The organism is Georgenia sp. TF02-10 (assembly GCF_022759505.1).
Taxonomy (GTDB): domain Bacteria; phylum Actinomycetota; class Actinomycetes; order Actinomycetales; family Actinomycetaceae; genus TF02-10.
On record NZ_CP094289.1, the window covers coordinates 1647618 to 1672274 of the forward strand.

The 24657-nt window shown below is 77.3% G+C and carries 20 protein-coding genes and 5 pseudogenes; 21 read left to right on the forward strand and 4 right to left on the reverse strand.

What is annotated here, in order from left to right; all coding sequences use genetic code 11:
* The first annotated feature begins 1 nt into the window (after position 1).
* The 13 genes and pseudogenes from MF406_RS07425 to MF406_RS07480 all read left to right on the forward strand — a co-directional run bounded on the left by MF406_RS07425 (position 2) and on the right by MF406_RS07480 (position 13038).
* Entirely contained in the window at positions 2 to 184 is a 183-nt protein-coding gene (locus MF406_RS07425) for a hypothetical protein (RefSeq protein WP_242897315.1), read from the forward strand.
* Positions 184 to 1167 carry a TlyA family RNA methyltransferase gene (locus tag MF406_RS07430; RefSeq protein WP_242897317.1) on the forward strand — a complete coding sequence of 328 codons (984 nt, stop codon included), beginning with the start codon at positions 184 to 186 and terminating at the stop codon, positions 1165 to 1167. Before MF406_RS07425 ends, MF406_RS07430 begins: the two co-directional genes overlap by 1 nt.
* Positions 1164 to 2018 carry an NAD kinase gene (locus MF406_RS07435; protein ID WP_242897318.1) on the forward strand — a complete coding sequence of 285 codons (855 nt, stop codon included), beginning with the start codon at positions 1164 to 1166 and terminating at the stop codon, positions 2016 to 2018. The genes MF406_RS07430 and MF406_RS07435 overlap by 4 nt, the downstream gene beginning before the upstream one ends.
* Positions 2015 to 3736 (forward strand): annotated as a pseudogene (gene recN / locus MF406_RS07440) (DNA repair protein RecN). Before MF406_RS07435 ends, recN begins: the two are co-directional and overlap by 4 nt.
* A pseudogene (gene steA, locus MF406_RS07445) lies at positions 3733 to 4931 on the forward strand (putative cytokinetic ring protein SteA). The pseudogenes recN and steA overlap by 4 nt, the downstream one beginning before the upstream one ends.
* Before the next feature lie 24 nt (positions 4932 to 4955).
* Positions 4956 to 5282 (forward strand): annotated as a pseudogene (locus MF406_RS19070) (copper transporter); the annotation flags it as partial.
* A 25-nt stretch (positions 5283 to 5307) separates the two neighbouring features.
* Positions 5308 to 6087 (forward strand): annotated as a pseudogene (locus tag MF406_RS07450) (copper transporter); the annotation flags it as partial.
* Positions 6084 to 7013: a hypothetical protein gene (locus MF406_RS07455; protein WP_242897319.1), complete on the forward strand. Its 930-nt coding sequence runs from the start codon at positions 6084 to 6086 to the stop codon at positions 7011 to 7013. The pseudogene MF406_RS07450 and the gene MF406_RS07455, both read left to right, overlap by 4 nt.
* A 5-nt stretch (positions 7014 to 7018) precedes the next feature.
* Positions 7019 to 8830 carry a murein biosynthesis integral membrane protein MurJ gene (gene murJ / locus MF406_RS07460; protein WP_242897320.1) on the forward strand — a complete coding sequence of 604 codons (1812 nt, stop codon included), beginning with the start codon at positions 7019 to 7021 and terminating at the stop codon, positions 8828 to 8830.
* Positions 8831 to 8866: 36 nt separating this feature from the next.
* Positions 8867 to 10012, forward strand: a complete 1146-nt coding sequence (locus MF406_RS07465) for a glycosyltransferase (protein WP_242897321.1) — start codon at positions 8867 to 8869, stop codon at positions 10010 to 10012.
* A gap of 58 nt (positions 10013 to 10070) precedes the next feature.
* The gene (locus MF406_RS07470) at positions 10071 to 11858 is read left to right on the forward strand and encodes a CTP synthase (protein ID WP_242897323.1); all 1788 of its coding nucleotides are present in this window, start codon (positions 10071 to 10073) and stop codon (positions 11856 to 11858) included.
* Positions 11855 to 12493, forward strand: a complete 639-nt coding sequence (locus tag MF406_RS07475) for an NUDIX hydrolase (RefSeq protein ID WP_242897325.1) — start codon at positions 11855 to 11857, stop codon at positions 12491 to 12493. Before MF406_RS07470 ends, MF406_RS07475 begins: the two co-directional genes overlap by 4 nt.
* Positions 12494 to 12672: 179 nt before the next feature.
* A complete protein-coding gene (locus tag MF406_RS07480; protein WP_242897326.1) occupies positions 12673 to 13038 on the forward strand; it encodes a methyltransferase domain-containing protein in 366 nt (121 codons plus the stop codon).
* 117 nt (positions 13039 to 13155) lie between these two features.
* Here MF406_RS07480 and MF406_RS07485 read toward each other — a convergent pair whose 3' ends face one another.
* The 3 genes from MF406_RS07485 to MF406_RS07495 all read right to left on the reverse strand — a co-directional run bounded on the left by MF406_RS07485 (position 13156) and on the right by MF406_RS07495 (position 16155).
* Positions 13156 to 14181 (reverse strand): heme A synthase, encoded by a 1026-nt coding sequence (locus MF406_RS07485; protein ID WP_242897328.1) that lies wholly within the window; start codon positions 14179 to 14181, stop codon positions 13156 to 13158.
* A 64-nt stretch (positions 14182 to 14245) separates the two neighbouring features.
* The gene (locus MF406_RS07490; protein ID WP_242897329.1) at positions 14246 to 15136 is read right to left on the reverse strand and encodes an ABC transporter permease; all 891 of its coding nucleotides are present in this window, start codon (positions 15134 to 15136) and stop codon (positions 14246 to 14248) included.
* On the reverse strand, positions 15133 to 16155 hold the full coding sequence (locus MF406_RS07495; RefSeq protein WP_371744630.1) for an ABC transporter ATP-binding protein: 1023 nt from the start codon (positions 16153 to 16155) through the stop codon (positions 15133 to 15135). The genes MF406_RS07490 and MF406_RS07495 overlap by 4 nt, the downstream gene beginning before the upstream one ends.
* Positions 16156 to 16366: 211 nt before the next feature.
* On the opposite strand from MF406_RS07495, the gene MF406_RS07500 reads away from it, so the two are divergent.
* The 8 genes and pseudogenes from MF406_RS07500 (at position 16367) to MF406_RS07535 (ending at position 23441) form a co-directional block, all read left to right on the forward strand.
* Positions 16367 to 17251 carry a metalloregulator ArsR/SmtB family transcription factor gene (locus MF406_RS07500; protein ID WP_242897330.1) on the forward strand — a complete coding sequence of 295 codons (885 nt, stop codon included), beginning with the start codon at positions 16367 to 16369 and terminating at the stop codon, positions 17249 to 17251.
* Positions 17252 to 17364: 113 nt separating this feature from the next.
* Complete coding sequence (gene sufB, locus MF406_RS07505) at positions 17365 to 18696, forward strand: Fe-S cluster assembly protein SufB (protein WP_371744656.1); 1332 nt, start codon at positions 17365 to 17367, stop codon at positions 18694 to 18696.
* A complete protein-coding gene (gene sufD / locus MF406_RS07510; protein WP_242897333.1) occupies positions 18696 to 19910 on the forward strand; it encodes a Fe-S cluster assembly protein SufD in 1215 nt (404 codons plus the stop codon). The genes sufB and sufD overlap by 1 nt, the downstream gene beginning before the upstream one ends.
* Entirely contained in the window at positions 19907 to 20251 is a 345-nt protein-coding gene (locus MF406_RS07515; protein ID WP_242897335.1) for a non-heme iron oxygenase ferredoxin subunit, read from the forward strand. The genes sufD and MF406_RS07515 overlap by 4 nt, the downstream gene beginning before the upstream one ends.
* Positions 20252 to 20396: 145 nt before the next feature.
* The gene (sufC, locus tag MF406_RS07520; protein ID WP_242897336.1) at positions 20397 to 21155 is read left to right on the forward strand and encodes a Fe-S cluster assembly ATPase SufC; all 759 of its coding nucleotides are present in this window, start codon (positions 20397 to 20399) and stop codon (positions 21153 to 21155) included.
* A gap of 9 nt (positions 21156 to 21164) precedes the next feature.
* The gene (locus MF406_RS07525; protein WP_242897338.1) at positions 21165 to 22487 is read left to right on the forward strand and encodes a SufS family cysteine desulfurase; all 1323 of its coding nucleotides are present in this window, start codon (positions 21165 to 21167) and stop codon (positions 22485 to 22487) included.
* Positions 22480 to 22923, forward strand: a pseudogene (sufU, locus tag MF406_RS07530) (Fe-S cluster assembly sulfur transfer protein SufU); the annotation flags it as partial. The gene MF406_RS07525 and the pseudogene sufU, both read left to right, overlap by 8 nt.
* Before the next feature lie 185 nt (positions 22924 to 23108).
* Positions 23109 to 23441 carry a metal-sulfur cluster assembly factor gene (locus tag MF406_RS07535; protein WP_242897340.1) on the forward strand — a complete coding sequence of 111 codons (333 nt, stop codon included), beginning with the start codon at positions 23109 to 23111 and terminating at the stop codon, positions 23439 to 23441.
* 132 nt (positions 23442 to 23573) lie between these two features.
* Here the strand turns inward: MF406_RS07535 and MF406_RS07540 are convergent, their stop codons facing one another.
* Positions 23574 to 24446: a neutral zinc metallopeptidase gene (locus MF406_RS07540; RefSeq protein WP_242897341.1), complete on the reverse strand. Its 873-nt coding sequence runs from the start codon at positions 24444 to 24446 to the stop codon at positions 23574 to 23576.
* Positions 24447 to 24657: the final 211 nt, after the last annotated feature.

Genomic DNA, 24657 nt, shown 5'->3' on the forward strand with positions numbered 1-24657 from the left:
GGTGGCCGAGACGCACCTGAGCCCCACCCCCGCGGACCTCCCGGCCGCGCGCCCGGACCAAGGCCTGGACGCGGACCTGGCCCGGCTCGACGACCTCGACCACCTGCCGCTCGCCGAGCACGTCGCCGTCTTCGACGCCATCCACGCCCGCCTCTCGGCCCGGCTGGCCGGCGCCGAGCGCTGATGGCCCGCCGGCTGCGCGTCGACACCGAGCTGGTCCGCCGCGGGCTGGCCCGGTCCCGCCAGCACGCCGCCGAGCTCCTCGACGGCGGGCAGGTCCGCCTCGACGGCGCCGTCGTCACCAAGCCCGCCCGGCAGGTCAACCCCGCCCAGGCGCTCGTCGTGGACACCACCGCCGACGCCGGGTACGTCTCCCGCGGCGCGCACAAGCTGGCCGGCGCCCTGGACGCCCTCGGCCCGCGCGCGCCGGTGGTCGCCGGCCGCCGGGCCCTGGACGCCGGCGCCTCCACCGGCGGGTTCACCGACGTCCTCCTGCGCCGGGGCGCCGCGCACGTCCTCGCCGTCGACGTCGGCTACGGCCAGCTCGCCTGGGCGCTGCGCACCGACCCGCGGGTGCGGGTCCTGGACCGCACCAACGTGCGCGACCTGACCCGCGAGCTGGTGGGCCCGCCGCCCGACCTGGTCGTGGGCGACCTGTCCTTCATCTCCCTCACCGTGGTGCTGCCCGCGCTCGCCGGGGTCGCCGCCCCGGACGCCGACCTGCTGCTGATGGTCAAGCCGCAGTTCGAGGTCGGCAAGGACCGCCTGGGCAAGGGCGGGGTGGTGCGCGACCCGGCCCTGCACGCCGAGGCCGTGCTGGCCGTCGCCGGCGCCGCCGCCGAGCAGGGCCTGGACACCTGGGCGGTCGTGCCCAGCCCGTTGCCGGGCCCGGCCGGGAACGTGGAGTACTTCCTCGCCCTGCGCCGCGACCACCCGGCCGCGCTCGCCGGACCGGACCTGGTGGCCGCGGCGGCCGAGGCGGTCCGCACCGGGCCCGCGGGCAGCGCGGGTGCCGTCGCCGCCGACGGCGTCCCCGCCGTCCCTGCCGACGGCGCCCCCGCCGGTCCTGCCGACGGCGCCACCGGCGGCATCCCCGCCGCCCCCGCCACCGGCGCCCCGGCCGCCCCCGCACCCATCTCCCCCACCTCCGCCCGGGAGCCCCGGTGAGCCGCCGCGTCCTCCTCGTCACCCACGAGGGCCGACCGGCGGCCGTCCGCGCCGCCGACCACGTCAGCGAGCACCTGCACCAGGCCGGGATCGAGACGGTCCGCGACGCCGCGATCACCGCCACCGCCGCCGACCACGCCGAGCTCGTCGTCGTCCTCGGCGGGGACGGCACCATCCTGCGGGCGGCCGAGGTGGCCCGGGCCCACCACGTGCCGATGCTCGGCGTGAACCTCGGGCACGTCGGCTTCCTCGCCGAGGCCGAGCCGGAGGCCCTGCCGGACGTCGTCGCCCGCGTCGTGGCCCGGGACTACGCCGTGGAGGAACGGATGACCCTGGACGTCACCGTCACCGCCCCGGACGGGTCAGTGAGCCGCGGCTGGGCGCTGAACGAGGCGGCCGTGGAGAAGGGCCCGCGGGCCCGGATGGTCGAGGCCACCATCGGCGTGGACGGCCGGGGCCTGTCCACCTTCGGCTGCGACGGCATCGTGCTGGCCACCCCCACCGGCTCCACCGCCTACGCCTTCTCCGCCGGCGGGCCGGTGGTCTGGCCCGACGTCGAGGCGCTCCTCCTCGTGCCGGTCGCCGCGCACGCCCTGTTCACCCGGCCGCTGGTGGTCGACCCCCGCTCGGTGCTGGAGGTGGAGGTCCTGCCCTACGCCGAGGACCAGGCCACCGTCTGGTGCGACGGGCACCGGGTCCTCGACGCCCCGCCGGGCTCCCGGATCGCGGTGCGCCGCGGCGCCGAGCCGGTGCGCCTCGCCCGGCTCACCGCGGCACCGTTCTCCGGGCGGCTGGTCGCCAAGTTCCACCTGCCGGTCCAGGGCTGGCGCAGCCGCCGGGAGCAGCCGTGATCGAGCAGCTCCGGATCGAGGGCCTCGGCGTCATCGCCGCCGCCGAGCTCGACCTGGACCCCGCGCTGACCGTCATCACCGGGGAGACCGGCGCCGGCAAGACCATGGTGCTGACCAGCCTGGCCCTGCTGCTCGGCGGCAAGGCCGAGCCGGTCCTGGTCCGGGCCGGGGCGGACCGGGCGGTGGTGGAGGGCACCTTCCTCGTCCCGCCGGACGGGGAGGTCGCCGCCCGGGCCGCCGAGGCCGGCGCGGACCTGGACGACGGCGCCCTGCTCGTCGCGCGCACCGTGCCGGCGGCCGGCCGGTCCCGGGCCCACCTGGGTGGGCGCACCGTCCCGCAGGCGGTCCTGGCCGAGATCGGCGAGCGGCTGGTGACCGTGCACGGGCAGTCCCAGCAGCTCCGGCTCCGGGCCCCGGCCCAGCAGCGGGCGGCCCTGGACGCCGTCGGCGGCCCCGAGCACGCCGCGCTGGTGGCCGGCTACCGGCAGGCCTACGCCGAGCTGCTCGCCGCCCGCGCCGAGCTCGACGAGTGGCGGCGCGGCGCGGCCGCCCGCGCCGAGGAGGTCGCCCGGCTGCGCGCGGACCTGGACCTCCTCGACGCCCTGGACCCCCAGCCGGGGGAGGACCACGCGCTGCGCGAGGAGTCCCTGCGGCTGGAGCACGTGGCCGAGCTGCGCGAGGCCGCCGGCCGGGCCCACCAGGCCCTCACCGGCGCCGAGGACGTCCCCGGCCCGGCGGACGCCACCGCCCTGGTCGGGGAGGCGCGGCAGAGCCTGGACCGGGCCGCCGGGCACGACCCGGCGCTGGCCGCGCTCGCCCAGCGGCTCACCGAGGCCGCCTACCTCCTCACCGACGTCGCCACCGACCTGGCCTCCTACCTCACCGGCCTGGACGACGACCCGGCCCGCCTGGCGCAGGTGCACGAGCGCCGCGCCGCGCTGGCCGACCTGGTCCGCCGGCACGGGCCGGACGTCGACGCCGCCCTGGCCTGGGCCGCCACCGCCCGGGACCGGCTGGCCTACCTGGACGGCCCCACGGACACCGGCGCCCGGCTGAGCGCCCGGCTGGCCACCGCGACCGAGGCCGCCACCGCCGCGGCCGCCGCGCTGACCGCCGCCCGGCAGCGGGCCGCCGGCCGGCTGGCCGCCGCCGTCGACGCCGAGAACGCCGGCCTGGCGATGCGCGGCGCCCACCTCACCGCCCGCCTCCGGCCGCTGCCCGAGCCCGGCCCGCACGGCGCCGAGGACGTCGAGCCTGCTGCTCGCCGCCCACCCCGGCGCCCCGGCCCGCCCGCTGGGCCAGGGCGCCTCCGGCGGGGAGCCTCTCCCGGGTGATGCTCGCCATCGAGGTCGCCCTCGCCGGCGCGGGCGGCGGCGCGCCGGTGCCCACCTTCGTCTTCGACGAGGTCGACGCCGGGGTCGGCGGGCGGGCCGCCGTCGAGGTCGGCCGGCGCCTGGCCCGGCTGGCCCGCGGCGCCCAGGTCGTCGTCGTCACCCACCTCGCCCAGGTGGCCGCGTTCGCCGACCGGCACCTCGTGGTGACCAAGCGCACACCCGGGGACGGCCCGGTCACCGCCACCGACGTCACCGCCGTCAGCGGCGAGGACCGGGTGCGGGAGCCTGGCCCGGATGCTCTCCGGGCAGGAGGACTCCCCGGCCGCCCTCCGGCACGCCGCTGAGCCTCCTCGAGCAGTCGGCCGTGCAACCATGACCCGGTGAGCCCTCGTTTCCGTCGTGCGCCAGCCGCGCCCGCGGTCGGCGCCACCGGACCGGCCCGGGTGGACGCCCGCACCAAGAACCTGACCAAGCGGCTGCGGCCGGGCGACGTCGCCGTCATCGACCACGAGGACCTCGACCGCGTCTCCGCCGAGGCGCTGGTCGCCTGCCGGCCCGCGGCGGTCCTCAACGCCGCCCGGTCCACCTCCGGGCGCTACCCCAACCTCGGCCCCGGCATCCTGGTCGAGGCCGGCGTCCCGCTGGTGGACGACCTCGGCCCCGCCGTGATGGCCGTCCCGGAGGGGCAGCCGCTCACCGTCGACGGCGGCCAGGTCCGCTCCGGGGAGACCCTGGTCGCCGAGGGCGCCGCGCAGGACGCCGCGAGCGTGGAGGCCGCGATGGCCGCCGCCCGCGAGGGCCTGTCGGTGCGCCTGGAGGCGTTCGCCGCCAACACGATGGACTACGTCCAGCGCGAGCGGGACCTCCTCCTCGACGGCGTCGGGGTGCCCAAGGTCCGCACCAAGTTCGAGGGCCGGCACGTCCTGGTGGTGGTGCGCGGGTACCACTACAAGGAGGACCTGGCGATGCTGCGGTCCTACATCCGGGAGTACCGCCCGCTGCTCGTCGGGGTCGACGGCGGCGCCGACGCGATCCTGGAGGCCGGCTGGACCCCGGACATGATCGTCGGGGACATGGACTCCGTCTCGGACAAGGCGCTCACCTCCGGCGCGGAGGTCGTCGTGCACGCCTACCGGGACGGCCGGGCCCCGGGGCGGGAACGGGTGGAGAAGCTCGGCGTCCCGCACGTCGTCTTCCCCGCCACCGGCACCAGCGAGGACGTGGCCATGCTGCTGGCCGACGACTCCGGCGCCGAGTTCATCGTCGCCGTCGGCACCCACGACACCCTCATCGAGTTCCTCGACAAGGGCCGCTCCGGGATGGCCTCGACCTTCCTCACCCGGCTGCGGGTGGGCAGCAAGCTCATCGACGCCAAGGGGTCTCCCGGCTGTACCGCGCCCGCATCTCCACCTGGCGCCTGGTGCTGCTGGCCCTGGCCGGGCTGCTCGCCCTCGTCGTCGCGCTCGCCGCCACCAACGTGGGGCAGACCCTCTTCGGGCTGTCCGGGGCCTGGTGGGACGACGTCGTGAACGTCTTCCGGTCGCTCCTCGGGCTCGCGCCCTCCTCGCCGACCGCCTAAAGAGAAACTGAAACTGGACAGCGCATGATCGACTTCCGTTACCACCTCGTCTCCCTCATCGCGGTGTTCCTCGCCCTGGCGGTGGGCATCGTGCTGGGCGCCGGCCCGCTGCGGGACACCATCGGCGACACCCTCACCGGCCAGGTGCAGGACCTGCGCGCGGACCGGGAGCGGCTGCGCGGGGAGCTCGAGGCCACCGGCCTGGAGGTCGCCGAGCGGACCGCCTACCTGGAGGAGTCGGCGCCGGTGCTGCTGGACGGGGCGCTGACCGGCCAGCGGGTGGCCCTGGTCACCCTGCCCGGCACCGACGGGGAGGACGTGGAGACCGTCCGGGAGCGGCTGTCCCAGGCCGGCGCCCAGGCTCGTCGCCGAGGTCGCCGTCACCGACGCCTGGGCCGACCCGGAGACCGCCTCCTTCCGGCAGACCTTCGCCACCCAGCTCCTCGGCTACCTCGACCCGGCCCCGGCCGCGGACGCCGGCACGGAGAGCATCTTCGGGTACGCCCTGGCGCAGGCGCTGACCGGCGCCGGTGCCGACGGCGCCCCCAGCGACGCGGCCACCACCCTGCTGGACCTGCTCACCTCCACCGACGACCCGCTGGTCACGGTGACCACCGAGCCCTCCGCGGCCGCCCACGGCACGCTCCTGGTGGGCCCGCGGCCGGCCGAGGAGCCGGACGCGGCGGAGGAGGAGACGGCCGAGGCCGACGCCGAGGCCGCGGTGCTCGCGGCGCAGGTGCGCCTCGCCGAGGCCCTGGCCCGGACCACCGGGTCCGCCACCGTCGGGGCCGCCGCCAGCGACCGGGACCTGGTCACCGCCGTCCGGGCCGACGACGCGGCCGGCGGCAGCGTGACCACGGTGGACTCGGTCGGCGAGGCCACCGCCGGCATCTCCGCCCCGCTCGCCCTCGCCGTCGCCCTCTCCGGCGGCCACGACGCCTTCGGGTTCGCCACCGGGGCGGAGGTGGCGGTGCCGCCCCGGGTCGAGCTCGACCGGCCCGAGGAGCCGACGGCGGAGCCCGCGGACCCCGCCGCGGAGGCCGCCACGGCGGAGGCCGGCCCGACGGACGCCGCCGGCGACGGCGCGGGCAGCGCCGACCAGGCCGCCACCGAGGCCGGGGGCGAGGAGGCCGACCCCGTCGACGAGGCGGCATGAGCCGCCCCCGCGACGTCCTCGCCCCGGCCCTCGCCGGTGCCGGGGCCACCGCCCTGGCCGGCGCCGCGCTGGCGGCCCGGCCGCCGCTCGGCCGGGCCCGGTGGGAGCGGACCAACTACGCCGGCCGGCAGGTCTCCTTGCTCGGCGGGGCCGCCGCGGCGGCCGGCACGGTGCTCGGCGCCCTGGCCACCGCGGCCCTGAGCGCCGGGCAGGGCGGCGGCCGCCCGGACCGCCCCCCGGCCGGGCCCGGGCCGGCAGACGTGCCCCGGGTGGCCACCGCCGCCGCCCTCGCCGCCGCCGCCAGCGGGGCGCTCGGGCTGCTGGACGACCTCACCGAAGACCCCGCCGGCGCCGCCAAGGGCCTGCGCGGCCACCTCGGCGCCCTCGCCCGCGGGCAGGTCACCACCGGCGCGCTGAAGCTGGTCGGCATCGGCGCCGCGTCGCTGGCCGCGGCCGCCGTCGTCACCCCGGCGACGACGCCCGGCCGGGCCGCCGTGACGACGCCCGCCCGGGCCGGTGCGGTGCTGGCCGGCGGCGCCCTGGTCGCCGGCACCGCCAACCTGCACAACCTCTTCGACCTGCGCCCCGGCCGCACCCTGAAGGTCGCCACCGCCCTGAGCGTCCCGCTCGCCCTGGCCCGGCCCGGGTCGGCCCCGTCCGCCGTCGCCGCGACCGCGGCCGGCGTCGCCGCCGCCGCGCTGCCCGCCGACCTCGCCGAGCGGACCATGCTCGGCGACACCGGCGCCAACGCCGTCGGGACCCTGGTCGGCGTCGCGCTGGCCGCCCACCCCTCCGCCGCGCTGCGCGGCGCCGCGCTGACCGGCGTCGTCGCGCTGACCCTGCTGAGCGAGCGGGTGAGCTTCTCCCGGGTGATCGACGCCGTCCCGGCGCTGCGGGCCGCGGACCGGCTCGGCCGGCGGCGCTGACCGCCGTGGCCACCCGCCGCGCGCTCGGCGGCGTCCTCGGCGCCGCGGGGCTCATCGCCGTCCTCACCCTGGCCTCCCGCGCGGTGGGGTTCGTCCGCTGGCTGGTGCAGTCCTGGACCCTGGGCGCCACCAGCGCCGGCACGGCCTACGAGACCGCCAACACCATCCCCAACGTGCTGTTCGAGGTGGCCGCCGGCGGGGCGCTGGCCGGCGCCGTCGTCCCGCTGCTCGCCGTGCCGCTGGCCCGGCACCTGCGCGCCGAGGCGAGCCGGACCGCCTCGGCGCTGCTCGGCTGGACGCTGCTCGTCCTGCTCCCGCTCGCCGCCCTGGTGGCGCTGCTCGCCGGGCCGGTCGCCGGGCTGCTCCTGCCCGCCGGCGCCGACCCCGCCCAGCGCGCCCTGGCCGAGACGTTCCTGCGGGTCTTCGCCCTGCAGGTCCCGCTCTACGGCGTCGGGGTGGTCCTCTCCGGGGTCCTCCAGGCCCACCAGCGGTTCCTCTGGCCGGCCCTGGCGCCGTTGCTCTCCTCGGTGGTCGTGATCGGCGCCTACGTGGCGTTCGGCGTGCTCGCCGCGGGCCGGCAGGACGACCCGGCGGCGCTGCCCGGCGCCGCCGTCGCCTGGCTCGCCTGGGGCACCACCGCCGGGGTCGCCGCGATGAGCCTGTGCCAGCTGGTCCCGGCGCTGCGCACCGGCACCGCCCTGCGCCCCGCGCTGCGCTTCCCGCCCGGGGTGGCGCGCCGGGCCGGGCGGCTGGCTGCCGCCGGGCTGGGCGCCCTGCTCGCCCAGCAGGTCAGCGTCCTGGTGGTGCTCTACCTGGCCAACACCTACGGCGGGACGGGCACCATCAACGTCTACCGCTACGCCCAGGCGGTGTACTTCCTGCCCTACGCCGTCCTCGCCGTGCCGCTGTCCACCGCCGTCTTCCCGCGGCTGTCCGAGCGGGCCGGCACCGGGGACCGGCCGGGCTTCGCGGCCATGGCCGCCGGCTCCACCCGCCTGGTGGTCGCCGCCGCGCTCCTCGGCGGGGCGCTGCTGGTCGCCGTCGCCCCGGCCGCCACCGCCGTGTTCTCGCTGCGGGCCGACATGGCCGGGATGACCGCCGCCATCACCTGGTTCGCGCCCGGCGTCGTGGGGTACGCCCTGGTCTTCCACCTCACCCGGGCGCTGTACGCCGTCGACCAGGGCCGCGCCGCGGTGCTGGCGACGGCGACCGGGTGGGCGGCCGTCTCCCTCGCCTCCTGGGCCGGCGCGCAGGCCCTGGCCGGCGACGGCGCGGACGGCCCGGCCACCCTGGTCGCCCTGGCGGTGGGCTCGAGCGTGGGCATGACGGTGGCCGGGATCCTGCTCCTGGCCGCCCTGCGCCGGGCCGCCGGGGCCGGGGTGCTCGCCGGGCTGGCCCGCACCCTGGCCGTCGCCGGGGCCGGCGCGGTCCTCGGCGCCGCCGCCGGCCGGTGGGTGGTGGGCGCCGTCCTCGGCGCCGCCGGCACCGGGCTGGGCGGGGCGGTCCTCGCGGCCGTGCCCGGCGCCGTCGTCACCGCCGCGGCGGTGGCCCTGGCGGTGGCCGCCGCGGACCGGACCACTCTGCGGGTCCGAGGCTGGGCGACCGAGGACGGCGGCGGCGCGGGGGAGGGGCGGCCCGGCCCGGCGACCGAGAGGGACGGCCCGTCCGACAGGGGCGCACCGGCGGAGGCACGGCCCGGTCTGCCCGCCGCGGACGACGCCCGGGTGGGACGGCGGCCCGGCCCGCCGGGCGAGGGGGACGCCGCCGCCCGGCGGCCAGGCCCGGCCGGCGAGGACGGGGATACCACCCGCCGCTGAGCCATACTGGGGGACCACCGAGGAGACGAGGCAGGCATGCGGGTGCTGCAGCTGACCGGGTCCAGCGCCGGGGGCGTTGCCCGGCACGTGCGGGAGGTCAGCGTCCTGCTCGCCGCCGGTGACCGGCGGCTCGGGACCCTGCCCGCGCCCGGGCAGCGCGCCGACCGGGTCGTCCTCGCCGGCCCGGCCGACGTCCTCGCCCCGCTGGCCGAGGAGTCCGGGCCCGGGACCCACCAGGTGCGGACCGCCGTGGTGGACCTGGCCGACCGGCCCCGCCCGGCCGACGCCCGAGCCCTCGCCCGCACCCGGTCGCTGGCCCGCCGGGCCGACGTCGTCCACGCCCACGGCCTGCGCGCCGGCGCGCTCGCCGCGGCCGCCCTGGCCACCCTGCCCCGCCGCCCGCGGCTGGTGGTCACCCTGCACAACCTGCCGGTCGGCGGCCCCCGGGTCCGGGCGGTCGCGGCCGTCCTCGAGCGGGTGGTGGCCCGCCGGGCCGACGCCGTCCTGGCGGTCAGCGGGGACATCGCGGACCGGCTGCGGCGCCTGGGCGCCCGCCGGGTGGAGCGGGCGCTGGTCCCCGCACCGCGCCGCCCGGCCACGACCGACCCGGCCGCGGCCCGGCGCGGCCTGGGCGCGCAGGACGGGGAGCGGCTGGTCCTCACCGTCGCCCGGCTCGCCCCGCAGAAGGGCCTGGACCTGCTGGCCGCCACCGCCCGGCTGCTCGCCGACGGGCCCGCACCGGGCCGGCACGCCGCCGCCGCGCCGCCCTGGCGGTGGGTGGTGGTCGGCGACGGGCCGCTGCGGGACCGGACCGCGGCGGCGGTGGCCGGGCTCCCGGTGCACCTGGCCGGCCGCCGCGAGGACGTCCCGGACCTCCTCGCCGCCGCCGACGTCGTGGTCTCCACCGCCGCCTGGGAGGGCCAGCCGCTCTGGCTCCAGGAGGCCCTGGCCCTGGGGGCGCCGGTCGTCGCCACCGACGTCGGCGGCACCCGGGAGGTCACCGGCGACGCCGCCGTCCTGGTCCCGGGCGGGGAGCCGGCGGCGCTGGCCGAGGCGGTCCGGACGGTCCTCGCCGACGGCGCCCGCCGGGCCGCGCTGGCCGCGGCCGCCCGCGCCCGCGCCGCCGAGCTGCCCACCGGTGCCGACGTCCTGGCCCAGCTGCGCCGGGTCTACGCGGCCTGAGCGGGGCGCCGCCGCGGCTACGCCGCCGGCGGAGCTGGTTCCCGCCGGCGGAGCCCGGATGCTAGCCTCGAAGTCCGTGGTCAACCATCCCGCCCGGCTGCCCGGGAACCAGGCCAGCACCCCCCGCCAGATCTTCGTCACCGGCGGTGTCGCGTCCTCCCTCGGCAAGGGGCTGACGGCCTCCAGCCTCGGCCACCTGCTCCGCGCCCGCGGCCTGCGGGTGGTCATGCAGAAGCTCGACCCGTACCTCAACGTCGACCCCGGGACGATGAACCCGTTCCAGCACGGCGAGGTCTTCGTCACCGACGACGGCACCGAGACCGACCTGGACATCGGCCACTACGAGCGGTTCCTCGACGTCGAGCTCTCCGGCAAGGCCAACGCCACCACCGGGCAGGTCTACTCCACCGTCATCGCCAAGGAGCGCCGCGGGGAGTACCTCGGGGACACCGTCCAGGTCATTCCGCACATCACCGACGAGATCAAGGCCCGGATGCGGGCCCAGGCCACCCCCGCGGACGGGGAGGAGCCGCCGGACGTCATCATCTCCGAGATCGGCGGCACGGTCGGGGACATCGAGTCCCTGCCCTTCCTCGAGGCCGCCCGCCAGGTCCGTCAGGACATCGGCCGGGAGAACGTCTTCTTCCTGCACGTCTCCCTGGTGCCCTACCTGGCCGCCAGCGGGGAGCTGAAGACCAAGCCCACCCAGCACTCGGTCGCCGAGCTGCGGTCCATCGGCATCCAGCCCGACGCCGTCGTCTGCCGCAGCGACCGCGACCTGCCCGAGGGCGTGAAGAACAAGATCGCCCTCATGTGCGACGTCGACCGCGAGGCCGTCGTCACCTGCCCCGACGCCCCGAGCATCTACGAGATCCCCGCCGTCCTGCACCGCGAGGGCCTGGACGCCTACGTCGTGCGCCGCCTCGCGCTGAGCTTCCGGGACGTGAACTGGACCGTCTGGGACCGGCTGCTCGAGCGGGTGCGCCACCCGCGCGACACCGTCGAGGTGGCCCTGGTCGGCAAGTACATCGACCTGCCCGACGCCTACCTCTCGGTCATCGAGGCCCTGCGCGCCGGCGGGTTCCACCACCGCGCCGAGGTCAAGATCCGCTGGGTCGCCGCCGACACCTGCGAGACCCCCGACGGTGCCCGCCGCTCCCTCGCCGACGTCGACGCCGTCCTGGTCCCCGGCGGGTTCGGCGTCCGCGGCATCGAGGGCAAGCTCGGCGCGCTGCGGCACGCCCGCGAGCAGGAGATCCCCACCCTGGGCATCTGCCTGGGCCTGCAGTGCATGGTCATCGAGGCCGCCCGCAACCTCCTCGGGCTGGAGCGCGCCAGCTCCACCGAGTTCGACCCGGCCACCCCCGACCCGGTGGTGGCCACCATGGAGGAGCAGCTCGCCATCGTCGGCGGCGAGGGCGACCTGGGCGGCACCATGCGGCTGGGCCGGTACGAGGCGGTCCTCGAGCCCGGCTCGCTGGCCGCCGAGGTCTACGGCAGCGAGCACGTCAGCGAGCGGCACCGGCACCGCTACGAGGTCAACAACGCCTACCGCGACGCCCTCGACGCCGCCGGGCTGAAGATCTCCGGCCGGTCCCCGGACTCCGCGCTGGTGGAGTTCGTCGAGCTCGACCGCAGCATGCACCCCTACTACGTCGCCACCCAGGCGCACCCGGAGTTCAAGTCCCGGCCCACCCGCGCCCACCCGCTCTTCGCCGGGCTGGTCGGGGCCGCGCTGGCCCGGCAGCGCGCCACCCGGCTGCTCGAGGTGGACGAGCCGGTGCCCGACGAGCAGGAGCCCGAGCCGCACACCGCCGTCAGCCTGCCGGCCGGCCAGACCTCGTGACCGCCGACGGCGTCGCCGACACCAAGGACCCCTCCCGCCCGGTCCTGGCCCACACCCTGCTGCACCCCGGCCGGGTCTTCGACCTCGTCACCGAGGACGTCCGGCTGGGCACCGACGACGAGGCGCCGGTGACCCGGGAGTACCTCGACCACCCCGGCGCGGTCGCCGTCGTCGCCCTGCGCGGCGACCCCGGCGCCGAGGAGGTGCTCCTGCTGCGGCAGTACCGCCACCCCGTCCGCGCCCTGCTCTGGGAGGTCCCCGCCGGGCTGCTGGACCAGCCGGGGGAGGACCCGCTCGACGCCGCCCGCCGCGAGCTGCGCGAGGAGGCCGACCTGACCGCCGGGCGGTGGGACGTCCTGGTCGACTACTTCACCAGCCCCGGCGGGTCGGACGAGTCCCTGCGGGTCTACCTCGCCCGCGACCTCGCCGAGGTGCCGACGGCGGACCGGTACGCCCGGGTCGACGAGGAGCGGGACATGGCCGCCGCGTGGCTGGACCTGACGGAGGCGGTCACCGCCGTGCACGCCGGCCGGCTGCACAACCCCTCGGCCGTCGTCGGGATCCTCGCCGCGGCCAGCGCCCGGGACCGGGGCTGGGCCCCGCTGCGGCCGGTGCAGGCCCCCTGGCTGCGCTGAGCCTCTACTCTCTCACCAGGGTCTCGAGCTTCCTCGGCAGCAGCCGGACGTCCGCGGCGCTGCGCCGGCGCTGCGCCGGAGCCTCGCCGACCGGCGCGTGAGGAGGCACCGCCGCGAGTTCGCTGTCCGCACGCCTCGCCGCCGTCGTCGACGCCCTGCCGCTGCACCCGGGGATCCGGGTGCTGGAGATCGGCGGGGCGCCGGGCGCCGCGGCGAGGGCGGTCGCGCGACGCATCGGGACCGGCCACATCCTGGTCATCGACCGGTCCGCGGCGGGGGTCGCGCAGGTCGAGCGGAACGCGGCCGACGAGATCGCCTCCGGCCGGCTCAGCGTGCGGCACGTCGCCGCGGAGGACTTCGCGCTGCTGCCGTCCGAGGAACCGTTCGACCTGGCGTTCGCGATCCGGGTCGGCGCGCTCGACGGACGGCACCCGGAGGCGGGGCCTGCCGCGAGCCGACGCATCGCCGCCGCGCTCACCCCTCGGGGCCGGCTCTTCGCCGACGGTGGCGACCCGCTGCGGGAGATCGACCTGCGCCGCCCCTGAGGCTCCACGCCCACGCCCACGCCCTCCGGCCCGGCGCCCGGGCGCGTCGGCGCCCGCGCGACGGCGTCCTCGTCGGCTGGACGCGGCTCGTTCGCTGCCGGGACCTCGGTGGCCGCGCTAGACGCCGGCCGCCGCCGGGGCCGGGGCGTCCGCGCGGGCGTACAGCGCCCCGCAGGCGAACGTCGCGGCGGTGACCAGCAGCGCGGCGCCGAGCATGTGCAGGCCCACCAGCACCTCGGGCAGGCCGGTGAAGTACTGGACGTAGCCGATCACGCCCTCCACCGCGGTGACCGCGACCAGCGCCCACCAGGCCCGCCGGACGCCGCCCGGCACCCGGCGCCGGTGCAGCACCACCAGCCCGGCCACGACCACGAGCACGAACAGCCACACCGCCGACGCGTGCGCCCTGGTGACGACCAGCGGGTCGAGCGCGTAGCGGAAGCCCTGGTCCTCGTCCCCGGAGTGCGGGCCGGTGCCGGTCACCACGGTGCCGAGGGCGACGACGACGGCGGCCGCGGCGGCCAGCAGCCACGGCAGGGCCCGCGCGGGGCCGGTCAGCAGCGGGACGGCCGGCCCGTCGCCGGCGCGGAGCCGCACCAGCAGGTACGCCGAGACGGCGACCAGCGCGAGGGAGATGAGCATGTGCGACCCGACGATCGCCGGGTGCAGGTCGTACCAGACGGTGATGCCGCCGATGACCGCCTGCAGCGCGATGCCCGCCAGCACGAACCACGCCAGGCGGCGCACGCCTGGCGGCCGGGACGCCGTCGGCTCACGCCGGTAGAGCGCCCAGAGCAGGGCGACGGCGACGACGCTGAGCACCCCGGTCATCGTCCGGTTGCCGAACTCGATGAACGGGTGGATCGTCGTCGCCTCGTGCAGCACCGGGGTGAACGAGCCCGGCTCGCACATCGGCCAGGTGGAGCAGCCCAGGCCGGACCCGGTCAGCCGGACCGCGCCGCCGGTGACGACGATGGCGACCTGCGCGAGGAGGTTGGCCACGGCCAGCCCCCAGGTGAGCCGGTCCACCCGGCCGCCCGTCGGGCGGCCGGGGCGGGCCGGGCCGCCGGGTCCGGCAGTCCCGGCGGGGGTGCCGCGCCCGGCAGTCCCGGTGCGGCGGCGGGGGTCGGTCGCGGTGCTCACCGCACCAGGGTACGGGGGCACCGGTCCGCCGCGGCGGCGCCCCGGCCCGGCCGCCGGCCGCGGCTCAGTCCCACCGGAACAGCCGCGCCGCCAGCCAGCCGGCCACCACCGTCCAGACCAGCAGGACGGCGACCGCGCCGAGGTCGAGCCGGCCGGTCACGGCCAGGGTGCGCAGGCCCTCGCCGAGCGCGCCGGAGGGCAGGAAGGAGGCGACGGCGGCGACCGGAGCCGGCAGGGCGGCCAGCGGGAGGAGCAGGCCGCCGCCGCCGGCCAGCAGGATCCACAGCAGGTTCGCGACGGCGAGCACCGCCTCGGCCCGGAGCGTCCCGCCGAGCAGCATCGCCAGGGCCACGAAGGCCGCCGTGCCGAGCAGCACCAGCACCGCCCCGCCCGCCGCGGCACCGACGGCGAGCCCGCCGGCCGGCCGCCAGCCGAGGGCCGCGGCGACGGCCAGGAGCACGAGGACCTGGACCACCACCACGCACAGCACCGCGCCGAGCCGCCCGGCCAGCAGGCCGCGCGGGCCCAGCGGGGTGGTGGCGAGCATCCGCAGCACCCCCCACCGGCGGTCGAAGGCGAGGGCGATCGCCTGGGAGGTGAGCTGGGCGGCGACCGCCAGCGCCAGGGCGCTCGCCACCGCGGCCGCCGGCCGGGGCTCCGGCAGCGGCACCACCTCGGTGCGCAGCAGCACCACCAGGGCGAGCACCGGGAGCACGAGGGTGAGCAGCAGCTGCTCCCCGTTGCGGAGCACGGCGGCGGTCTCGAACCGGGTCTGGGCCAGCACCCGCCGGGCCGCGCCCGCGGCCCCGCCGCGGACCGTCCCGGGGCCGCCCGCCCCGCGGCCGCCCGCCCCGCGGCCGCCCGTACCAGTGCCGCCCGTCCCGGGGCCGCCCGTACCGGGGGCGGGGTTGCCGGGGCCGAGGGTGCCGCCGGGCCGGCCGACGTCGGCCGTCATGGCTGCTCCTCGGGGCGCAGCGGGCGCCCGGTCAGGTCCAGGAAGGCGTCCTCCAGGGTGCGGCGGTGGACGGCCACGGTCGCCGCCGGGCGGCCGGCGGCGGCCAGCGCGGTCGCCACGGCGGCGAGCGCGCCGGCGTCGGCCGCGCCGGTCACCGTCACCCACGCGCCGGCCGCCTGCACGGCCAGCCGCGGGTCACCGGCCAGGGCCGGGACCAGGGCGGCGGCGACCGCCGCCACGGTGTCGGGCGGGGCCGGCGTCACCCGCAGCTCGGCCGGCCCGGTGAGCTCGGCGGGGCTGCCCTCGGCCACGACCCGGCCGGCGTCGATGACGACCACGTGGTCGGCCAGCTCCTCCGCCTCGGCCATCAGGTGGGTGGTCAGCACGACCGAGGTGCCGCCGGCCCGCAGCTCGCGCAGCAGGTCCCACACGACCAGGCGGGCCTGCGGGTCCAGCCCGGCGGACGGCTCGTCGAGGAAGACCAGCTCGGGCCGCCCGACGACGGCGGCCGCCAGCGCCAGCCGCTGGCGCTGCCCGCCGGAGAGCCGGCGCACCGCGGTCCGCGCGACCTCCTCCAGCCCCAGCCGCGCGAGCAGCGCCGCCGGGTCCCCCGGGTCGGCGTGCAGCCGGGCGACGTGGGCGAGCACGGCGCCAGCGCGCGGGGCCAGCGGCAGCCCGCCGTCCTGCAGCATGACCCCGACCCGGGCCCGGAGCGCGGCGTCGGCCCGCCGCGCGGACCGGTCCACGCCGAGGACCTCGACGGTGCCGCCGTCCGGGCGCCGCAGCCCCTCGCAGCACTCGATGGTCGTCGTCTTGCCGGCGCCGTTCGGGCCGAGCACGGCGGTGACGGCGCCCGGGGCCGCGGTCAGGCTCAGCCCCCGGACCACCTCCCGGCCGCCGTAGGACTTGCGCAGGTCGCGCACGGCCAGCGCCGGCACCGGCGCAGCGGTCGCGGTGGCCGGCCGCGGGCGGGGGTCGGTGCCGACCGGCGCGCGCGGGTCGGCCTCGGGGACGGGCACCGCACCAGCGTAGGTCGCCTCGCGCACGCGGTCGCCCGGGTGGCGGCCGGCGCGACCGGGGCGCAGACCCGGCCCGCACCGGCGTGGCACCGGTCACACCGGCCGGGGTGAGGCTCGCCTTCCTTGCACCCCGCCATTTAAGGAAGGACAATGTTTCCTATTGGTCGGCCACCCCGGCCGTGCCCCACGACACCGGCGAGGAGGTCTGCCCATGCCCGCTCCGGACAGCCTCGTCGACGGCGAGGTGACCACGCGCGAGCGGGTCCTCGAGCTCGTCGTCGAGCAGGGCCCGGTGAGCGCCGCCACCCTCGCCCAGGTGCTGGAGCTGACCCCGGCCGCGGTGCGGCGGCACATCGCCCACCTGCAGGACCACGGGCAGATCGTCGTGCACGCCCCCGCCGGACCGGGCCTGCGCCGCCGGGGCCGGCCCGCCCGCCACTACGTCGCCACCGACGCCGGCCGGGCGGTCCTCCGGGACGCCTACTCCGACCTGGCCACCCAGGCCCTGCAGTTCCTCGCCGACGCCGCCGGGCCGGACGCGCTCGACGCCTTCGCCCGCGCCCGCGTCGGGGAGCTGGAGAAGCGGTACGCCGCGCTGCTGGCCGGCGTCGGGCCGGACCGCTCCGCCCGGGTCCGGGCCCTGGCCGAGGCGCTCACCGCCGACGGCTACGCCGCCACCACCCGCACGATCGGCAGCCAGGGCATCGCCCTGCAGCTGTGCCAGGGGAACTGCCCGGTGCAGGACGTGGCCGAGCGGTTCCCCCAGCTGTGCGAGGCGGAGACCAGCGCGTTCTCCCGGCTGCTCGGCGTGCACGTCCAGCGCCTCGCTACCCTGGCCGGCGGCGGGCACGTGTGCACCACCCACGTCCCGCTCGCCGTGCCGGCCGTCCCGACCCGGGCGGCCCCGGGCGCCCCGCCCGGGCGCGCGGCCCCGTCCACCCGGGCGGCCCCCGCCGCCCCGGCGGCCGCCGGGCCCACCCGCCCGGCGGCGGCGGGCACCGGCCCGCCCGGCCCCGACCGCCCCGCCCCCACCCACCGGACCGCCCCCGACCGCACGACCGCGCCGACCCCCGGCGCCACGGAAGGAAACCGATGACATCTACCCAGCAGGAGGCCATGGCGCCCGGCGCGCCCATGACCCAGGACGAGACCATCGCCTCGATCGGCAACTACCGGTTCGGCTGGCACGACGCCGACGACGCCGGGGCGATGGCCCGCCGCGGCCTGGACGCCGAGGTGGTCCGCAACATCTCCGCGCTGAAGGACGAGCCGGAGTGGATGACCAAGCGCCGCCTCAAGGCGCTGAGCCTCTTCGAGAAGAAGCCCATGCCGGGCTGGGGCGCGGACCTGTCGGACATCGACTTCGACAACATCAAGTACTTCGTGCGCTCCACCGAGAAGCAGGCCACCAGCTGGGAGGAGCTGCCCGAGGACATCAAGAACACCTACGACCGGCTGGGCATCCCGGAGGCCGAGAAGCAGCGCCTGGTCGCCGGGGTCGCCGCGCAGTACGAGTCCGAGGTGGTCTACCACCAGATCCGGGAGGACCTGGAGGCCCAGGGCGTCATCTTCCTCGACACCGACACCGGCCTGAAGGAGCACCCGGAGATCTTCGAGGAGTACTTCGGCTCGGTCATCCCGGCCGGGGACAACAAGTTCGCCTCGCTGAACACCGCGGTGTGGTCCGGCGGCTCCTTCGTCTACGTCCCCAAGGGCGTCCACGTGGAGATCCCGCTGCAGGCCTACTTCCGGATCAACACGGAGAACATGGGCCAGTTCGAGCGGACCCTGATCATCGCCGACGAGGGCTCCTACGTGCACTACGTCGAGGGCTGCACGGCGCCGATCTACAAGACCGACTCCCTGCACTCCGCCGTCGTGGAGATCATCGTCAAGAAGGACGCCCGGGTCCGGTACACGACCATCCAGAACTGGTCCAACAACGTGTACAACCTGGTCACCAAGCGGGCCACCGTCGAGGCCGGCGGCACCATGGAGTGGATCGACGGCAACATCGGCTCCAAGGTGACGATGAAGTACCCGGCGGTCTACCTCATGGGCGAGCACGCCAAGGGCGAGACGCTCTCCATCGCGTTCGCCGGGGAGGGCCAGCACCAGGACACCGGCTCCAAGATGGTGCACCTGGCCCCGCACACCTCCTCCTCGATCGTCTCCAAGTCGGTCGCCCGGGGCGGGGGCCGGGCCTCCTACCGGGGCCTGGTGCAGGTCCTCGAGGGCGCCGCGCAGAGCAAGTCCAACGTGCTGTGCGACGCGCTGCTGGTGGACCAGGTCTCCCGCTCGGACACCTACCCCTACGTGGACGTCCGGGTCGACGACGTCGAGATGGGCCACGAGGCCACCGTGTCCAAGGTGAGCGAGGACCAGCTCTTCTACCTCATGTCCCGCGGCATGCCGGAGACCGAGGCGATGGCGATGATCGTGCGCGGTTTCGTCGAGCCCATCGCGCGCGAGCTCCCGATGGAGTACGCCCTCGAGCTGAACCGCCTGATCGAGCTGCAGATGGAAGGGGCCGTCGGCTGATGACCGCCACCACCGAGAACCTGTCCACCGACCACTCCCGCGCCACCGCCGACGGCGCCCACGCCCACGGCGCCGGGACCCACCCGGAGAGCTCGCGCGGCGACCGGCGCAGCTCCTTCGCCCTCGCCGACTTCCCCGTGCCCACCGGCCGGGAGGAGGACTGGCGCTTCTCCCCGGTGGACCGCTTCCAGCGGATCTTCGCCAGCGGGCTGACCGGCGCCGGCCCCACCGTGACGGTGCAGAAGGACGACGCCGTGCGGGTGGAGCGGGTCGGCCGGGACGACCCGCGCCTGGGCGTGGCCGGCGCCCCCGGGGACCGGGCGGCCGCGGCCGCCTGGGAGTCCTTCGGCGAGGCCACCGTGGTGACCGTGCCCCGCGGGCACGCCGGCGGGCGGCACACCTACCTGGCCGTCCACGGCGACGAGGCCACCGCCGCGGCGCCCGCCGCCCAGCACCTCCTCGTCGTCGCCGAGGAGCTCTCCGAGTCCCTCGTCGTCCTGGACCACTCCGGCACCGCCGAGGTGGCCCAGACCGTGGAGGTCGACGTCCGTGACGGCGCCCACCTCACCCTGGTCAGCGTCCAGGACTGGGCGGCCGGGACGGTGCACCTGGCCGCCCACCGGGTCCGGCTGGGCCGGGACGCCCACCTCAAGCACATCGTCGTCACCCTCGGCGGGGACGCGGTGCGGGTCACCACCGACGCCGCGTTCACCGCCCCCGGCGCCGACGTGGAGCTGCTCGGGCTGTACTTCACCGACGCCGGCCAGCACCAGGAGCACCGCCTCTTCGTCGACCACGCGGTGGAGTCCTGCCGGTCCCGGGCCACCTACAAGGGCGCCCTGCAGGGCACCGACGCGCACGCGGTGTGGGTCGGGGACGTCCTGATCCGCAAGGAGGCCGAGGGCACCGACACCTACGAGCTCAACCGCAACCTGGTGCTGACCGAGGGCGCTCGGGCCGACTCGGTGCCGAACCTGGAGATCGAGACAGGGGAGATCGAGGGCGCCGGGCACGCCTCGGCCACCGGCCGGTTCGACGACGAGCAGCTGTTCTACCTGCGCTCGCGCGGCATCCCCGAGGCCGACGCCCGCCGGCTCGTCGTGCGCGGCTTCTTCGCCGAGCTCATCGCCCAGATCGGCGTCCCGCTCGTCCAGGACCGGCTGATGGCCGCGATCGAGGAGGAGCTGGACCGGACCATGGCGGCCGCCGGATGACCGCCCAGCACGCCTGCGACCTGACCGACCTCGATCCCGGGGAGGCGCTGCGCCTGGAGCTCGACGGGCCCGACGGCGCCCCGCTGCCGGTCGCCGTCGTCCGGGACGAGGAGGGGGACTACCACGCCATCTCCGACGTCTGCTCGCACGGGCAGGTCAGCCTGTCCGACGGCGAGGTGGAGGGCCGGACCATCGAGTGCTGGCTGCACGGGTCCACCTTCGACCTCGCCACCGGCCGGCCGCTCAGCCTGCCGGCCACCCAGCCCGTGCCGGTCTACCCGGTGACCCTCGACGGCGACCACGTGCTGGTCGACGTCGACGTCACGGCCGCCGTCGGCTGAGACCCGTCGGCCGTCGGCTGAGAGCCGGCCGCCGTCGACCGACCGCCGCCGGCCGCCTGGCCGGACCGGCCGCCGTCGCGAAGCCCGGCCGCCGTCGCCAACCCCGTTCCGCACCGAAGAGTCCGCACCGAAGAGAAGGACCCGCATGTCCACCCTTGAGATCAAGAACCTGCACGTCTCCGTCGAGACCAACGACGGCCCCAAGCCCATCCTCCGCGGCGCCGACCTGACCCTGGCCTCGGGGGAGATCCACGCCATCATGGGCCCCAACGGCTCGGGCAAGTCCACCCTCGCCTACTCCATCGCCGGGCACCCCAAGTACACCGTCACCGACGGGCAGGTCCTCCTCGACGGGGAGGACGTCCTGGGCATGACCGTGGACGAGCGCGCCCGCGCCGGCCTCTTCCTCGCCATGCAGTACCCGGTGGAGGTCCCCGGGGTGACGGTGTCGAACTTCCTGCGCACCGCCAAGACCGCGATCACCGGCGAGGCGCCCGCGCTGCGGAAGTGGGTCGGGGACGTCAAGGACGCCATGACCAAGCTGCGGATGGACCCCGAGTTCGCCCAGCGGGACGTCAACCACGGCTTCTCCGGCGGGGAGAAGAAGCGCCACGAGATCCTCCAGCTCGAGCTCCTCCAGCCCAAGTTCGCCATCCTGGACGAGACCGACTCCGGGCTCGACGTCGACGCGCTGCGGGTCGTCTCCGAGGGCGTCAACCGGGTCCACGGGCAGACCGGCCTGGGCGTCATGCTGATCACCCACTACACCCGGATCCTGCAGTACATCCACCCCGACCACGTCCACGTCTTCGTCGACGGCCGGGTCGCCGAGCAGGGCGGCCCCGAGCTCGCCGAGCGGCTCGAGGCCGAGGGCTACGACCGGTACCTCACCACCACCGTCTGAGAGGCCCGCATGACCACTGCCGCACCCGACCAGCTCCGCGCCGGCCCCGCCGCCCTGACCGCGGCGGAGCTGGCGGCGGTGCGCGCGGACTTCCCGCTGCTGGACCGGACCGTCCGTGACGGCCGCCCGCTGGTCTACCTGGACACCGCCGCCACCAGCCAGAAGCCCACCTGCGTGCTGGACGCGGAGCAGGACTTCTACACCCGGCACAACGCCGCCGTGCACCGCGGCGCGCACCAGCTCGCCGAGGAGGCCACCGAGTCCTTCGAGGCCGCCCGGGCCACCGTCGCCGCCTTCGTCGGCGCCGACCCCGGGGAGATCGTCTGGACCAAGAACGCCACCGAGGGCATCAACCTGGTGGCCTACGCCCTGTCCAACGCCACCCTGGGGCGCGGCGGGTCGGCGGCGCGCGAGCGCTTCGGCCTCGGCCCCGGGGACGAGGTGGTGGTCACCGAGGCCGAGCACCACGCCAACCTGGTGCCCTGGCAGGAGCTGTGCGCCCGGACCGGGGCCACCCTGCGCTGGATCGGGCTGACCGAGGAGGGCCGGCTCGACCCGGGCACCTACGACGTCATCACCGAGCGCACCAAGGTGGTGGCGCTGACCCACGCCTCCAACGTCACCGGCGCGGTCAGCCCGGTGGCCGACGTCGTGGCCCGGGCCCGCGCCGCCGGCGCCCTGGTGGTGCTGGACGCCTGCCAGTCCGTCCCGCACCTGCCGGTGGACCTGCGCGCCCTGGACGTGGACTTCGCGGTCTTCTCCGGGCACAAGATGCTCGGGCCGACCGGCGTCGGGGTGCTCTACGGCCGGGCCGACCTGCTCGCCGCCCTGCCCCCGGTCCTGACCGGCGGGTCCATGGTCGAGGTGGTCACCATGGAGTCCACCACCTACGCCGCCCCGCCCGCCCGGTTCGAGGCCGGCACCCAGATGGTCGCCCAGGCGGTGGGGCTGGCCGCCGCCGCGGACTACCTCACCGAGCTCGGCCGGGACGCCGTCGCCGGCCACGAGGCGGCGCTGACCCGGCTGCTGCTCGACGGCGTCGCCTCCGTCCCCGGCGTGCGGGTCCTCGGCCCCACCGACCCGGCCGACCGGCTCGCCGTCGTCGCCTTCGCGGTGGACGGGGTGCACCCGCACGACGTCGGCCAGGTCCTCGACGACGCCGGCATCGCGGTGCGGGTCGGGCACCACTGCGCCCAGCCGGTGCACCGCCGCCTGGGCGTGACGGCCTCCGCCCGCGCCTCGGCCGGGGTGTACACCACCGCCGCGGAGGTCGAGGCGTTCGTCGACCAGCTCGGCCGGGTCCGCCGCTTCTTCGGGGTGGACCATGGCTGACGCGATGGCCCAGCTCTACCAGCAGGTCATCCTCGACCACGCCCGCGAGCGGCACGGCGCGGGCCGGCTGGAGCGCTACGACGGGGAGTCCTTCCAGGTCAACCCCACCTGCGGGGACCAGGTGACCCTGCAGGTGGAGATGGACCACTCCGCCGGGGTGCCGCGGATCGCCCGGGTGGGCTGGGACGGGCACGGCTGCTCCATCTCCCAGGCGTCGCTGTCCGTCCTCACCGACCTCGTCACCGGCCAGGACGTCGCCACCGCCGACCGGCTCAGCGAGACCTTCCGCGAGCTCATGCACCACCGCGGCGCCGAGCTGGCCCCGGCGGAGCAGGAGTCGCTGGAGGACGCCGGCGCCTTCGTCGGCGTCGCCCGCTACCCGGCCCGGATCAAGTGCGCGCTGCTAGGCTGGATGGCCCTGCGGGACGCGCTCGCGCACGCCCTGACGGCCGACCCGGCGCCCGGCACGACCGGTCCGGATACCGACAAGACCGGCCCGACGGCCGACAAGGCCGGGCCGGCTCGCCAGTCCGACGGCCGACCCGGTACCGCCGCCTGACAGCCCGCCCGGTGCCGCGGCCCTCCGCCCCGGCACCGGCCCCCCTTTCGAAGGAGAGACCCATGAGCGAGACCCTCAACCCCTCGCCGACCACCGCCGCCGACGTCGAGGAGGCGATGCGCGACGTCATCGACCCCGAGCTCGGCATCAACGTCGTCGACCTCGGGCTGGTCTACGGGATCACCGTGGACCAGAACAACGAGGCGGTCATCGACATGACGCTGACCTCCGCCGCGTGCCCGCTCACCGACGTCATCGAGGACCAGGCCGCCGTCGCGCTCGAGGGCCTGGTGGCCGGGGTGCGGATCAACTGGGTCTGGATGCCGCCGTGGGGCTTCGAGAAGATCACCCCGATCGGCCGCGAGCAGCTCCGGGCGCTCGGCTTCAACGTCTGACCGGCAGGGCCGGCGCGGCCGGCGCGGCCGGCGCCTGACCGGGCGGGGCTGGCGTGGCCGGCGTCGGAACGGGGCGCGGCCGGCGCGGCCGTTCCGCCCCACCCGGCCGGTCCCGGGACCGGCCCGCGCGGGCTACGGCTGGTCGACCGCGAAGGTGTCGCAGGCCGCCACCGAGCCCTGCTCGTACCCGGCGGCGAACCACCGCATGCGCTGCTCCGCCGACCCGTGAGTCCACGTCTCGGGGGTGACCTGCTGCCCGGCGCCGGCCTGGATCCGGTCGTCGCCCACCGCCGCGGCGGCGTCGAGCGCGTCCTGCACCTCGGCCCGGGTGGGCTCGACCAGCAGTGGCCGCCCGGTCTGCGGGTCCGGCGTGCTCGCGGCCGCGGCGACCCACAGCCCGGCGTAGCAGTCCGCCTGCAGCTCCAGCCGCACCCCGCCCGACGCCGGCCCGGTGCCCTGCCGGTCGACGCTCGCCATGGTGCCGAGCAGGTTCTGGACGTGGTGGCCGTACTCGTGCGCCACGACGTACTCCTGCGCCAGCGGCGCGTTCTCGGCGCCCAGCTGGCTCTGCAGCTGGTCGAAGAAGCCGGTGTCGAGGTAGACGGTCTGGTCCGGCGGGCAGTAGAACGGGCCGACGGCGGCGGTAGCGCCGCCGCAGCCGGTGGCCACCTGCTCGGTGAAGAGCTGCAGCGCCGGCGCGGTGTACGCCACCTGGGCCTGCTCGGGCAGGGCCGCGCCCCACACGTCGTTCAGGCTCGCGGCGGTCAGCACCATCCGGCAGTCGACAGAGGTGTCGGCCTCCTCCGCAGTGCAGGTGCCCAGGTCCTCGGTGTCCGGCGCGACCGGCTGGCCCCCGGCGACCCCGGACAGGTCCACCCCGGTGAACAGGTACACGACCAGGGCCACCAGCCCCAGGCCACCACCGACCGCGGCCCCGCCCCGCCGCCGCGAGCGGCGCACCCCCTCCCGGCCGGCGTCGGCGCTCGTCCCCCTGGTGAAGCTCATCGTCCTCCTCCTGCGCCGGCGGCCGACGGCGGCCGGGTGCCAGCGTAGGGCGGGCCACCGCGCCGCGCTCCCCGGGCTCCTGGAGCCTGGCCCGGGCAGGTCCGGTGTTCCGCCCGTCGGCGCCTCGGCCGTGCTGCTCCGCGCCCGCCTCGGCCCAGCCGTCGCCGACCACGGGACGGCGCCCGTCCCGTGGCGCTTCCCGGACCGATTG